The sequence below is a fragment of the Methylocystis sp. genome, assembly GCF_051061225.1.
Taxonomy (GTDB): domain Bacteria; phylum Pseudomonadota; class Alphaproteobacteria; order Rhizobiales; family Beijerinckiaceae; genus Methylocystis.
In genome coordinates, this window is the sequence record NZ_JBPFEB010000028.1 from 133,094 (window position 1) to 147,181 (window position 14,088).

Annotated in this window: 4 protein-coding genes; 1 reads left to right on the forward strand and 3 read right to left on the reverse strand. The window is 69.6% G+C overall.

The features are described from left to right. Positions 1-4: 4 nt before the first annotated feature. Genes ACR652_RS06355 through ACR652_RS06365 form a run of 3 tightly spaced genes read right to left on the reverse strand, consistent with a single transcriptional unit; the run spans position 5 to position 13,226 of the window. Positions 5-2,212 (reverse strand): transglycosylase domain-containing protein, encoded by a 2,208-nt coding sequence (locus ACR652_RS06355; RefSeq protein ID WP_434505678.1) that lies wholly within the window; start codon positions 2,210-2,212, stop codon positions 5-7. Next, on the reverse strand, positions 2,209-8,031 hold the full coding sequence (locus tag ACR652_RS06360; protein WP_434505679.1) for an alpha-2-macroglobulin: 5,823 nt from the start codon (positions 8,029-8,031) through the stop codon (positions 2,209-2,211). Before ACR652_RS06360 ends, ACR652_RS06355 begins: the two co-directional genes overlap by 4 nt. A 56-nt stretch (positions 8,032-8,087) precedes the next feature. After that, on the reverse strand, positions 8,088-13,226 hold the full coding sequence (locus ACR652_RS06365) for a hypothetical protein (protein WP_434505680.1): 5,139 nt from the start codon (positions 13,224-13,226) through the stop codon (positions 8,088-8,090). 210 nt (positions 13,227-13,436) lie between these two features. On the opposite strand from ACR652_RS06365, the gene ACR652_RS06370 reads away from it, so the two are divergent. Further along, positions 13,437-13,838 carry a hypothetical protein gene (locus tag ACR652_RS06370; RefSeq protein WP_434505681.1) on the forward strand — a complete coding sequence of 134 codons (402 nt, stop codon included), beginning with the start codon at positions 13,437-13,439 and terminating at the stop codon, positions 13,836-13,838. Positions 13,839-14,088 lie beyond the last annotated feature (250 nt).

Below are 14,088 nucleotides of genomic sequence, written 5' to 3' on the forward strand. Positions count from 1 at the left end.
AGCATCATTCCACCGTGACCCTCACCGGTCGCGACGACACGGGCGCCAACGCCAGCCTGGCCTGGATGCGATGCGCGCCGGGGGTCATCGGCCAGAAAACGGTTTCGTCTCCCTGAGCGACCGCGAAGGGCGCGCCATCCACGATCCAGACGATCTGCGCCGCGCCCGCGCTTCCCGCGAGTTTCAGCGCAAGCCGGTTGAGCCCCTCCGGTTGTTCGGGATTTCGCCAGACGTGCATGTTGTGCTCCGGCGTGGCGATCACCAGCGCGGCCGACTCCCCTGCGGCGTCCTCGACATGCGCGGCGGCCGTCGCGGGCGCGGCGGCGAGGTCCTCCGGCTTCACCCATTCACGCAGCGTTTGCGCGCAGGCGGCGCCGGCGTCGGCGCGGCAGAGATCGACGGCGATGCGGCCGGGCGGCGGCGCGAAAGCGTCGCGCGCGATGTCGCCGGGCCGCGCGCCATGCAGACGCGTCATTACGGCGTGCGCCAGCCGCGCCGCCGAATTGGCCCCCGCGAGCGCGCGCATGCCGCTCGCGTCGCCCCGGCCGAGCCAGACGCCGACGATGTAGTCTCGTGAAAACGCCAGCGTCCAGGCGTCTCGGTAATTCTGCGACGTGCCGGTCTTCACGGCCACCGCGAACGGATATTCCAGCGGCCCATAGCGCGGGAAGGACGGCAGCCGCGCTTGCGGATCGGCGAGAAAGGAGGTGACGAGCCTCGCGGCGTCGACCGACATGACGCGGCGCGGCGGCGGTTTCAGCTCGTCGCGCGCAAAGGACAGCCCGTTCATGACGCCGTCATCCGCCAGCGCCGCATAGGCGCGCATCAGGTCTTCGAGCCGCGTCGGCAGCGCGCCAATCGCCATGGAGACGCCAAAGCGCTCGGCCGGGGCGTCGAGATTATGCAGGCCAAGCTCGTGGAAGAAATCGAAATTCGCCTCTAATCCGACGCGACGCAGTAGATTCGTCGCGGGCACGTTGCGGGAATTGGCGAGCGCCTGCCGCGCCGTCATCGGGCCGAGATAGAGCCCGTCGGCGTTGGCGACGCCGGATGCGCCCTCGGGAATGTCGTCGAGAAGATCGGTGGGCTTGAGCGCGCCGCGCTCCAGCGCCAACGCATAGATGAAGGGTTTCAGCGTCGAGCCGGGCGAGCGCGCCACACGCGTGAAATCGAAAGCGCCCGCGCGTGGATCGTCGTAATCGGCGGAGCCGACGTCGGCGATGACCGCGTTGGAGCCGCGCTCCGCGACCATCACCGCGACCTGACGCGCGCCGGCGTTGCGGAAGATCGACAGATAACGGCGCGCGAGCTGCGCGGCGTCGCGCTCGATCGCGAGGTCGATCGTCGCATGAATGCGCGGATCGTCGGGAGACGCGGCGCGTACCCGGCCTTCGCGGGCCAGACGCTCGTAGCGCAAGGCGAGATGCAGCGTCTCGGGACGGCGTTTGGCTGTCAGAGGGCGCATGGCCGCAAGCTCGCGCCGCGCCATCTCGGCTTGCGCGGTGTCGAGCGCGCCCTCTCTTTCCAGTTGCGAAATCGCGTAGCGCGCGCGCGTGACCGCGAGCCGAAGGCCGCTTTCACGCGTCACATTCATGCGTCCCGGAGATTGCGGAATGGCGGCGAGCAGCGCGACCTGCGCCCAGGACAGATCGTCGACGGGCTTGTCGAAATAGAAGCGCGCGGCGTGCGCGATACCATGGCTGCCGAGACCATAGGGCGCGAGGCGCAGATAATGCGCAAGCGTCGCCTCGTGGCCGTTGGCGGCGACGATGGCGACCGCGGCCGCCGCCTCGCGCACCTTGTTCAGGAGGCTGCGCGGGGCGGGCGCCTGCATGCGCGCGACCTGCATGGCGATGGTCGACGCGCCTTCGATGCGCCGCCCGGATATCAAATTGTTCCACACGGCGCGCAGCACGGCGCGCGGATCGACGCCCGGATGCGCGGAGAACCGCCGGTCCTCCAGAATGAGCGTCGCGCGCGCGACGCGTTCGGGGATTTGCGCGAGCGGCCAATAGCCGTAGTCCACGCGCCCATCGCCACGGGAGACATTGCCGATCTGGGTCAGAAAGGCGCCGTTGCGGTCATAGACGATCGAGGTCGCCGGCGGCGCGACAAGCGTGGCGCTCCGCACGGCGTCCCGCGCGATCAGGACGCCGCCGCCCGCCGCCGCCGCGAGCAGCGCGAGCGCGACAAGGAGCGGCTTGCGGCTCATGGCTGCTTCGCAATCTCCACGCGGGCGCCCGCGCTCACGCCGCGCACACCTTTCTTGTACATCGTCTCGGCCAGCGCCGGGGGCTGCGTATAGGCGCCGGCCGTCTGCGCCTTCAGGCGAAAGGCGAAGCGGTAATTGCCCTTCGGCAGCGAGTCATAGGCGTAGAGCACGCGGTCGTCGCCATAGGACACCCAGGTCGGCGCGAGGGTCGGCGCGCTCGAGGGCTGCGCTTCGGCTGGCGCCGTGGCGATGTTGGGATTGAGCGGCTCATAGCCCGCCGCGAGCGGCAGCGAGATCGCGACGTACGTGCGATCCTCCGGGTTCACGAGCTCCGCCGTCTCCTCGATGACGTCGCCCTGCGCCACATGAATGACGCCGTTCGTCGCATCGAGCTTTTCCGGCGCCTGGCCATTCTTCACGCGCCAGCTCTGACGCGTGACGACGAACCCCTCGCTCGCCGCCTGCGCCTGCGCGCCGGGTTCGGCGGGCATGTAGCGCGTCTCGACCAGCGCGATCAGCGGCGCGTTGGACGTGTTGGCGATGGCAAGCGGCGCATCCGAACTGGAGACATGGCGCGCGACCGGCGTATTGGCGTCGATCGTGACGGTTTGCGGCGCGCCGCCTTGCGCGAAGGAGACCGTGAGCGGGATCACGGGCCGCCGCCAACCTTCGGCGAGCGCCTCGATGGCGCTGGCGTTGGCGTTGGTCGTGCCCCAGCCGTCGCCTTCGCCCAGCCGCAGCAACGCGTCGCGCAATACGGCCGCGCGCGGATCGGATGGCGTTGCGAGCGCGCCGGCGCGCAGCATTTCGGCGAGGCTGCGCGTCTCCGACGGCAGGACGACGTCCGACGCGCTGTCGCCCGCCTGTCCCGCATAGACCTGCGTCCCGTTCCGGCTGGCGAATTTCACGCGGCCCCACATGGTTTCCATCAGCGACGCGAGAATGCGCTGATCGACATTGGTGAGCCGCGCCGCGGCCGCCGCCATTTCGGCCACGCTTTCATTGGGCAGGAAATCGGCGCGCCGCGCGAGTTCGGCCACGTAGGACTCGTCCAGCTTGCCGCCTTCCGCGAGCGCGGCCAGCGCCGCCGCGCGCTCGCGCATGTCCTCGCCGGCGAGCAGGCGCGTATAATCCGACCGCAGGGAGAGCTTCAGAATATTGGCGAGCCTGTCGAGCAGCGTCTTGTTGACGGGCTCGCCGGCGCGCTCGGCGCGCGCGAGGAAATCATAGGCCCAGGCCGTGAGCAGCACATTGCCGCGCGCACGCGGCCAGAACGCGACGAGCCCGTCGCCGTCGACCGATTGTTCGATCTGCTGCGCCGCGCTTCTCACGCTCGCCGAGACGCGATCCTGCAATCCCGCCGCCGCGAGGATCGGTGAAAAGCCTTTCAGGGACAGGCCGGCGCGCGCCAGCGCCAGCTTCTGCTCGGTGCAGCCATAAGGATAGTCGACGAGCATGGTCAGCCCCGCGACAAGCTTGACGAGCGCGGGGTCGGCCGCGACGACAATCTCTCGCGAGAAGGTGTTCGGCCGCGCCGCGTCGCCCGTCGCGGCCAGCGTCCTGGTCTCGCCCGGCGCGATCTCGATCACCTCGTAACGCCTGGTCGGCTCGCGATCGGGCTTGACGGGCAAGTCGATCTGCACCGCGTCGCGCGCGTGGTCGGCGTCGCGTTCTATGCGGAAAGTGATGGGCGCGCTCTCCTGCAAAGCCGCAGGCGCCTCGGCGCGAACATCGACGCGCACGGGACGGTTCTGCGCCCACTCGATCCTGCGGCTGGTCTCGCCCGACAGTTTCAGCGCGGGCGCCGCGATGGCGGCCTTGCCGGCGCCGCCGGGGCCTTCGACGATGCGCGCCACGAGTCCAATGTCGAAAGCGTCGCCGGGGCGGATGAAACGCGGCAGCGCCGGCTGTGCGACAAGCTCCTGGCGGATGAGCATTTCGCTTCCCGCCGCGCCGAAACGATCCGGTCCGCTCACCGCCTTGGCGCGCAGTTTGAACACGGTCAGCGTGTCCGGCAACGTGAACTTGATCTTCGCGACGCCAGTGTCGCCGATCTTCACGCTGGGAAGATAGATCGGCACGGGGGTGAAATTCTTGCGCACCGAAATATTGTTTTCCGCGCCCCATTCCTGAAGATCGCCGTCGCCGCCGGCGATCTCTTCGAGCGGGATGACGCCAAACGCCATGTTGCGCGTGTCGCGCGCGGCCATTTTCGTCTCGCGCGCCACGATGAAATCCGGCAGCGGATCGAGCGGACGCTCTTTCGCAAGCGACAGCACCGCCTGATCGACGAGCCAGAATGTGGCGTCGCCCGCAATGGGCTTGCCGGCGTCGTCGGTGAGGCGCAGCGCGACCTCCACTTCCTGACCGGGCCGCGCCTTGAGCGGGTTTTCGATCTTCACATTGACGATGTTCTTGACCGGCGTGACCTCGATCCACTTCGTCGCGGCGATGGTGACGGGCTTGCCCTGATCGAAATTGGCGGAAGGCTGCGGCGCGCTGTCCTTCAGCCGCCCGCGCATGATCAGGAAGTGAACGGCGAGTTTCGGCGTCTGCTCCTTGGTCAAAGTCAGCGGGAAGCGGCCGAAGCCGTTGGCGATGTCGACGAAGCTGTAGTCATAGACGCCGTTGGGCTCTTCGACGATGGCGAGCGCGCGCGCGTTCTGGAAGGGAGATTGAATGACAAGCGTCGCGGTTTCGCCCGGCGCGTATTTTTCCTTGTCGGTCGTGACCGTGGCGGAGGAGGCGGGCGGCCGCGCGAAAGTCACGGGCGTGTCGCCGCCGACGAAAAAGTCGACGCTCACCTGCTGGCGCCGCTTGAGCCGGTCATAGGCTTCGAGCTGCACCAGATAGACGCCGGCGCTCTTCGCCTCGAGCGCGATCTTCTGCGCGTCCTTCGCGCTCGTCACCTTGCGTTCCAGAATCGTCTCGTCCTGCGCCTGCGTGACATATTTGGCCGCGCCCTGCGCGAAGTCGCTCGCCTGAAGCGTCGAAATCCAGTTGCGCTTGATCAGCCGCAGCGTCATGTCGAGGCCCGCGATGGCCTCGCCCTTGCCGTCGACGGCGATGATTTCGGGCGTGACCACGCCCGCGCGCTCCACGTAACGCGGCGTTTTCACGCCGAGCACGAAGGGCGGGAGAGCGATGATGTTCTGCACGTTGCGCACGTCCACGCCGTCATCGCCGGTGACAGTCGCTTCGATCGAATAGCGGCGCGGCTGGGCAGTGGGTTCGATCGTCGTGTCGAAGGTCATGCGCGCGGCGCCGCCGGCGTCCGTGCGCGCGTCACGCTCCAGCACGGCGCTGGACTTGAACTTGCCGTCGCCGGAAAAGCGCGCGTCCGTCGAGAACAGGAAGCCCTCGCGGTTGGGCGGCGTGAAGACATGCGGGAATTGCGCCGCGCGCCATTTCACCGGCCGGTCGGCCGCGAGCCCGCCCGCGAAATAGCGGGCGAGGAGATCGACGTCGAAGGTTCCGTCGAGCGCCACCGTCTGCGGCGCGTTCAGCACCACCTCGAAGGTCGGCAGGCGATAGGCTTCCTTCTTGAAGGTGAACTGCCCGCAGGACACATCCTGCGCGGGCTCGGCCGCGTCCTCCTCGCCCGCCTCGGCGTCCTGCGTCTTTTCGGCTTTCTTCGGCTTCGGCGCGTCGGGTTCGAATTTCACCGCGTAATCGCCGGTCGCGGGCGTCTGCGCGTCGAACTTGTGGTAGAAGGAGCCGCTCGCGTCGAGCTTCACCGGAATGCGCCATTCCTGATTGTTCGGCGCGGTGACGACGAGCGCGCCGCCGCTCCTGGCGAGACTCAGCGCGCCGCCCTTGTAGCTGCGCACATAGCCCTTCAGGTGAACAGGCTCCTCGGGCCGGTAGATGGGCCGCTCGGAGAAGACATGGCAGAGCGTGCGCGGCTTTTCGGCGCGCGGCGTGTCGGCTTCGCCGGTCCAGGAGAGCCAGGCGGCTTCCGGCTTCGACCACAGCTCCTTCGCATATTCGGACGGCGCGCTGTCAGGGTCGATCACCAGCGTGTCGAGCCCCTTGCTCGCCACGACGCGACGCAATTCGCCGTCGCCGCGCTTCGCGGGCGTCCATGAGAAGAAGCCGCTCGCGTCCGTCGTTCCGGTGGCGAGGGTGACGAATTTGTCGTCCTTGACGCCTTCGACGCGAATTTGCGCGCCGCTCACCGGCTGCGCCGTCGCCAGCGAGGTAAGGGCGAAGCGCACCCGCGTCGGCTCCTCGATCGCCGAAAGCGAGAGGTCGGTCACCTGCACGCGCAGCCATTTGCGCGTGTCGGAGTCGACGGCGCGCAGGCCGACGAGATAGGTCCCCGGCTGCTCGCGGCCGGCGATGCGCGCGAAGTCCTCCTTGAGATCGACGCCGAATTTCGCGTCGGCGCCGTTGCGTTTGATCGGCAGATCGACAAGCCGCGAGATGGCGGGCGATCCGAGCGTCTTGAGGCGCGCCTTGATGGCGTCGGCTTCGATGTTGGCGCTTTCCGCCCAGCGCGCCGGTTCATTGCCGGACAGCGGCGGCGCTTCCGCGTCGCTGGTTTCGACGCCATGTTCGGGGAAGGGCCAGAAGTCGCGCGCGAGCGGGTCGATCGCGTGGACGCGAATGTCGGCGCGGTCATATCCGCGCCCGCGCAAGGGCAGAAGCTGCGGGCCAAAGCGCTCGACGAGCCCGTAGCCGGCGTCCCATTGCAGCGCCGGAATGTCGCGGGTGAAGGCGAAGCGTTGCGCGTAGGCGCCCGCGAGCGGCCGTCCGCGCTTGTCCTTCAGCGCGCCGGGCGCGATGGCGATTTCATACACTTTGTCGGAGAGAAACTTGCCGCTGACGCGCAGGCGCGTCCCATCGGCCTCGACCGCGAGATCGTCGACCGGCGGCGTGATGCGCAGCGCTTCGCGCGCCTGCAAAATATCCGGCGCCTGGGGCTCGGCGTTGAAGCTGAAGGTGAGGCGCCGCTTGTTGGCCGGCGCGTAGAGAGACGCCGCGTCCCCGCCGTCCTCGGCGCCGCTGTCCGGCGCGGGGGCGTCGCCATTGGCGGCGCAGCGCAGCACGCCGCCAAGCTTGTTGTCGTCCCAGCCGCGTCCGCAATTGGCCTCCGTCACCGCGAAGGGGAGAGCGGTGCGGATGCGCAGCTCGTAGGTTTCGTCGTCGAGGCCGGGTTCGTCCGAGAGCCTGAGGCGCAGAATGGCGACGCGGCCGTCGGCGACGCTGTCGCGCAGCCGCAGCACATAGGTCTGCGCGTCGCCGGGGGCGCTGCGTTCGAGCGCGCGCAAGTCATAGGCCGAGGGGCTGAGGATTTGCCCCCCGAGCAGAGAGATTCCAGGGGCCGGGCGCAGCTCCACGCTGATCAGCCGCGCGAGCGCGGCGGCGTCCACCGGCTGCGCGAAGGTCAGCGAAATTTGCGTGAGCTCGGGCATCGGGTCGGCGTCGGCGGCGGGATTGCTGGATGTCGGGGCAGGGAGCAGCGCGACGAGCTTCTGTTCGGCGCCGCCGCTTTTCACCATCACCCGCGACAGCGGCTTCCATGGCTCGGCGGGACGAAATTGCAGGGCGCGCGGGCCAATCCAGCGCCATTCGCCGGCGGGCTGCGGCGTGACGCTGGCGTATTTCGAGGCCATGTCTTCCGGCCCGCCGGCCTTCGGCCCGACATCGCCGGGAAAGAAGATGGTGAGAGGATCATAGGCGCGCAGAAAACGGTCCGGCGTCATGCGCGCCCCGTCGACGCGCTGGGCGCGGTCGAATTGCGGGGGCGTCCCGGCGCGCAGCGGCGTCGCAAGCGAAATGGCCGCGCACAGTCCAAGAAGCAGGGTCTTTTTCATCGCAGCAACTTTCCTCTGTGCCGTCGCGGCGCGGCGCGGCGCGGCGGCGCTTCGTCTCACTTGCTTTTCTTCATCCCGGCCTTGTCGAGAAGCTCGGCGACGATCTCCTCCGGCGGCGCGGCGGGCGGGGGCGAGAGGCCGACGATCGCCGCCCGGATCGTCGTCGCGCGCGCCTCAGGGGGGACGCGCGCTTCGAGGAAGTAGCGGCCGGGCGCAAGCTTCACGACCTGGCCGGCGCCCTCGGCCAGCGTCTTGCCGCTGGCGTCGAAGAGGCGCGCGGCGACGCGGTCGGGCTCGCTGCGCACGCCAACGCCAATATCGCCGTCGCGCTTGGTCTCGAAGGAGAAGAGCGCGGCGGCGCCGGGGGCGACGACGATCGCGTCGTTGACACCCTCATGCGCCTCGATCACAGGCTGCGCGCGCACGTCCAGCGCGCCCGACAAAACGCCATCATGCGGGGCGTAGAGATCGAGCGTCGCCTCGCCCGCCCCCATGTAATGACGAAACTCCACGCCGGCAGGAAAGGCGAAGGTCTCGCGCTTGCCGTTCTGCGTGAAGGAGACCAGCGCGGGCGCGCCGCTCGACGCCGAGAGCATCGCGGGCGCGTCGCCTTTCAGGGAGAAGCGCGCGGCGGCGCCGTCGAGCGTCACGCGCTGCGGCAGAGTCAGCGCGCGCGCTGTCGGCTGCGGCCAGGGCGCCGCGCCGTTCCGCTCGATCCATGCGGCGACAAGGCCGGGTTCGTAATCGAGCAGAAGTTCGCCAGCGCCGTCGAGAGTCAGTTCGCGTCCGCGCAGGATGCGGCCGGCCGCCGAGATCACGGTGGCGTCGGCGCCGATGACGACGAGGCGGTCGCCGGTCCGCGCCAGCAGCGGCAGCGACATCTGGCCGGCGGCGCCGAAGAAGCGCTTCAGCGCCGATCTGTCGTCCAGAGTCAGACGCGCGTCGCTCTGGCGCGAAACGCGCGCCGGCTGCGGGGTCGCGGTCATGTTCACCAGCAGCACGCGAACGCCCCCGTCGTGGATGACGCGCGAGGCCGCCGCGCCGTCGCCGAAGACGGCGGTCTTGCCGACGAAGCCGGCGAGGCCCCCCGCGAGGTCGACGGCAAGCGGCGCGTCCGACGCCTCCAGCTCGACCGGTTGCGCGCTCATCGGCGGAACGAGCCCCGAGAAGCCGGCGCCGGCCTTGATGGCCTCGCGCTGCGCGACGTCGATGGCCGAGAGCGTCGCCCGCATCGGCGCGGACGCGCTGGCGTTCCACATCTGGAGCGGCGCCTCGCCTGCGAGCGCCAGCGCGGCGCCATCGGCGACGCCCATGCCGGCGCCGCCGTCGATGGCGGGTTGCGTGAAGGTGGAGCGCGCCAGCCACAGGCGCGTCTTGCCGCGCGGCGCGCCGGGCGCCGGCAGGATGGCGCGCTCGCCCGCGTCCAGGTCGAGGGCGATATCCTGTCCGAGCCACTCGAAGGCGTCCACTTTCGCCTTCGTCTTGCAAGTGCGGGTCAGCAGCCACAGCGCCTGCGCCTGAGGCGCCAGCGCGCCGGAGCGCACGCCGCGCAGCAGCCGCCCGGGCGCCGAACCGGCGAGGACGCCCGCCGGCGCGGCAAGATCGACGAGAGCCGCCTTCGGCGCGTCGATCTTCGCGACGCAGAGCTGCGGCGCGATGTCCGTTTCGCTGAAGGAGACGTCCCCGGCCGCCTGCGCGCGGCGCTCAATGGCGCGCGCCGCCACGGTGATCGGCTCAACGCCGCCGCCGACCGGCCAGACGGTCGCGCGCCAGTCGCCGCCGTCCTCCGGCGCGGGCCAGGCGACGGCGGGGGCAAGGCCGCGTTCGGCCCCGACGACCCGCCAGACGCCATCCGCGCCGCGCGTCTCGATGGAGAGCGCGACGTCTCCGGCCGAACGGGCGGCCACCACCGCGAGCGCGCCGGGCGGCGCGGCGGGCAGGGCCAGACGCTCCGCGCCGCCGCCCGCAAGCGTCGTCTCGCCCTGCGCCGAAAGCGCCGCGCCGTCCTTCTCGCTCATGATCGCGAGACGGACCTCGACGCCGCTGTCATCCTCTTCTTCATCTTGCTGCGCGGCGGCGTCATCGGCGGCGTCGGCCGTCGCGTCCGCCGCCTCGTCCTGAGAGTCTTGCGCAACGTCTTCGGCGCCCGCCCCTTCATCCGTGCTGCCTTCTGTCACGGGGCCGCGCGTGGGGCCGAGCGCCTCCAGCTCCAGGCTCCAGGCGCCGGCCGGCAGGCGGCGCGAGAGGGCGACGTTCCAGTCATTGGCGCGAGGCTCCAGCCGCTCCACGACCTCGCCCGCGCCATTCCTGAGCACGCCGATGGTTTCCGTATCGCCGAAGCTCGACAGATCGACGACGCTGTCGGCGGCCAGGGTGAAATCGAGCCGCGCCGGCAGATCGACGCGCCGCGGCGCGCCCGGCTGCAATTGCGGCGAGGACAGAGTGATGTCGTAATCCAGCCGGTCGTCATGGGCGAGGCTGCGCGCCTCGATGCGATAGGCGCCTGCGGCGAGCTTCGCCTTGAATGGCCGGTCGCCGACGACCTTGCCGAGCGACTCGTCCTTGCCTCCGATCACCTCGCCGATCATGCCCTCGCCGATGGCGACTTCGACATCGGAGTCGCCCGCGAGCGCGAAGCGCCAGACATCCGGCGCGCGCGGCGCGTCCTTCGCCTGCGGCTCGCGCCATTGCAGCTTCTGCGTCTTCCCGAAGGGGAGCGGATGCGGGCCATGACCGGCAAGCGCCGTCTCGGGGGTGATGGGCGCCATGCGCGCGATCATGCGCGTCTCGACATCGCCGGGACTGACCACGAGGCGGTAGGCGCCGGGTTCGAGACGCTGCGTTCTGTGTTTGAACGCGCCGGGCTTGGTGAGCGGCCAGCCGTCGGCGTCCTCGATACGGGCCTCAAGGTCCTGCGTCAGGCTCGCGAGCGACAGGCGATAATCGCCGGCGCGGGTGATCTCGATCAGCACGATCGCGCCCTTGCCGGGCGCAAGCGTCGCGCGCGATTCGCCAGCGTCGACGATCTTCGCCGTCGGCGCCAGCGCCGCCGGAGTGACGGCAAGACCCACATGCCCGGCGGAATCCTTCGCCGTGACGGCGGCGCGATAGGCGCCGGCGCGCAGATAGGTCGTCACCAGACCATTGGCGCCCGGACCGTTCGCCTCCCCTTCGCCGAGCTTCGGCGAAACCGCCGCGCCGACGCGCAGGGCGGTCTTCAGGCGGCCGAGCGTTTCGATGCGATAGAGGCCGCCCTGCGGCGCGTCGAACGACAGGCGCCGGGTTTCGTCGCGGGCGAGATCGAAAAAGGCCGGGCGTCCAGCGGTCGCGCGCGCGGCCTTTCCGGCGGTTGCGCCGTCCGTCGTCGCCGTCTCCGGGGCGGGCGGCGCCGGCGGGACGTAGATCAGCCCCAGCGCGCGCGCCTTGTCCGCCGGCGCGATCTTGACCGTGACGAGCCTCTGGTCGTTCTCGACCTTCTCGCCCTCCAAGGCCAGCGGCGCCTCGGCGCCCGTCGCGTCGCGGGCGATGACCTTGCCGTCCTTCGGCAGGCGCAGGGGGAGCGCGAGCGTCTGGCCGGCCTCCTGCCGCAGCGCCAGCGGCGCCTTGTCCAGCGCGACGGGGAGTGGAACGACGCGCGGGCCGGCGAGAAGCTGCGGCGCCGTGTTGGTCAGAAGGAGATAGGAGCCGTTTTCGAGCGTCTGCTCGCCAAAGGAGATGGTCGCGCGCGCCGGCAGGGCGACGGGCGCGGGGACGGAGAGGCCCGGCGGCCCGAGCGTCAGATCCACGACGCCGCCCGTGTCGCCAGTCGGGTTCAGTGACAGCAGATAGAAGCCGGCGCTGAGATCGTAGCGCGTCCGCTCCGCGCCACTCGCCCGCGGCGGCGCGAGCGAGCCGAGCGCGGGCTCGATCGTCGCGCGCAGTTTCAGCCCCTTGGCGTCGACGACAACCGGACCGTCCCGCGTCGCCTCGAACAGCAGGGACACGGGGCCAGCCAAATTGAAGCGCGCGCGCCAGGCCTTGCCGGCGCCGATGCGGGGGAGGTCGGAGGCGATGACCCGCGTCTTGCCGTCGCTTTCGAGGCGGGCGAGCAGGGCGGTGGCGGGCGCCTCGTCGCCGCCCTCGCCCGCGACATCCACCGACACCAGATGCGGCCCGGCGGCCTCGAAGGTCTCGCGGTTGGAGTGGCGCAGGGCGCGCAGCACGTAGCTCTGGCCCTCATGGCCGGTGATGTCCACACGCGCCGGGGCGCTCCCGTCGCTCGCGAGCCGGAGGGTCGCGACCGGCGCGCGGCTCGATTTCGAGATCGACGCGGTCTCGCGCGTCGTCCCGCGCCTTGCGTCCAGACGGGCAGGGGCCTGCTGGGGCAGTTCGAGGCGGAAGGCGTCGTCGCTGGCCGGCGCCTCGTAACGCGCGGAGCCAAAGGGGCCGATGACCCCTTCGGCGACACCCGCCGCAAGCTGTCCGGGTTCGGCGAGGCGCAACATGAAGGGCTGGGCGGCGGCGCCGTCTGTCCAGGCGAGTTTCTCGCCGCCATAGGCGGTCACGAGATAGCGGCCGGGCTCCAGCCGGCCTTCGAGCCGCAGCCGGTTCATGAAGCGGCCGGGCCTGGTTTCGATGGTCGTGCGTTCGAAGGCGAGATCGACGAGCGCGCCATCCGCCTGCCAGACCCGCAGATCCTGAAGCGCGCGCCCGACCGCCTCCAGATAGACCGGACCCTCGCTTTTGATTTCGAGCGCATAACTGCGCTGCTGGAGGTCTCCGAGTTCGCCTCCGACCACAGCGCCGGCGGATAGCGCGGGGCGTGTCTTGTCGACGTCCGAGAAGCTTTCGACAACGATGCCCGCCGCGCCCTTCGCATCCTTCACCGCGCCCAGCCGCACTTTGTAGACGCCCTTGTCCAGCAATGCGTCGATGCGGCCGTCGCGCAAGCCGGCGGCGCCCGAGGACTCGAGCGGGCCCGCGATCATGTCGACAAGTTCGATGCGCGCGCCTGTGGGGCTTTTCGAGCGAATGGAGTAGCGGCCGGGCGCGGGGATGGTCAGCAGGGCGGCGCCGTCGCGGTCGAGAGGCAGTTGCGCCGGGGAGACCAAAACGGACGACGCCGTCTCGTGGGCCGTGTCCTTCGCAAAGGCATGATCAGGAGAGAGCGCGCACGCCGCTCCCGCGATCAACAGGGAAAGTGCAAGACGTCGCATGTAGGCGCCCCAATTCGCGGGAGAGCGTGGAGTCCACTGCAAGAGAATAGGAGCGCGCCGGCGCGGGTGTCGAGGGCTTGACCGAACATTGTCCCCCATGGCCATCGCCGCCTCCCTTTCGCCGGTTTCGAAGCTGGAGACTTTCTTCTAGACTGCGGCGCGACTTGGCGATTTGCGCTGGCGCACGCGGCGCGCGAGGCGGGAGTTCAGATGCGGCGGTTTTTCGTTACCCCGGCGATATGTCTCGCCATTTTCTGCACGGCGGGTTGCGCGCCGACCAATGTGGTGACCCTTCAGGCTCCCGTCGAACTGCGCGCCGAGCCGGTCAAAAAGAGCCCGGTCGTCGTGATCGCGCCGAAAGATACGGACGTCGTGGTCCTGGGGAGGGGGAAGGACTGGGTCCCGGTCTCCCTCAACGGTCTGCAATTCTACGCGTCGACTCCCGCCTTCGCCAATGCGACGCCGGCCGGCGCGCCGGGACCCGATCCAACCTGCGATTATGGCTATCCCTACTCCGGCAGCGGCGAGTTTTTCGCGCGTCCGCTCGCGCAGATTCGCCATACCGGCCCGCTCGGATCGCTTCTCGGGACGCACCGCTTCTATCCCTGCTGAGAGGCCCCTTTACCGGCCCGGCGCCCTGCGACATAATCGCACGAAGACGCGCCGGCCACAGTCTTCAATTTGCAACAAAAGATAAACAAGGCGCGCAAACCCAAGGCGCGACAGGCATGATCTGCGTTCGCAGGATTTGATCTGTGACAATTCCGCGCATGTGCATTTGAAGTGGCTAATATTTGATATCCATCAAATTTCGTGGCATGTTGCGCTGTACAATGCGGCCGTCAAGCAAAGCTGCGCGTAA

Bases quoted from the DNA above. Each gene is read 5' to 3' on its own strand.
- ACR652_RS06355 (WP_434505678.1), bottom strand. From the start codon at position 2,212: ATGAGCCGCAAGCCGCTCCTTGTCGCGCTCGCGCTGCTCGCGGCGGCG.
- ACR652_RS06360 (WP_434505679.1), bottom strand. From the start codon at position 8,031: ATGAAAAAGACCCTGCTTCTTGGACTGTGCGCGGCCATTTCGCTTGCG.
- ACR652_RS06365 (WP_434505680.1), bottom strand. From the start codon at position 13,226: ATGCGACGTCTTGCACTTTCCCTGTTGATCGCGGGAGCGGCGTGCGCG.
- ACR652_RS06370 (WP_434505681.1), top strand. From the start codon at position 13,437: ATGCGGCGGTTTTTCGTTACCCCGGCGATATGTCTCGCCATTTTCTGC.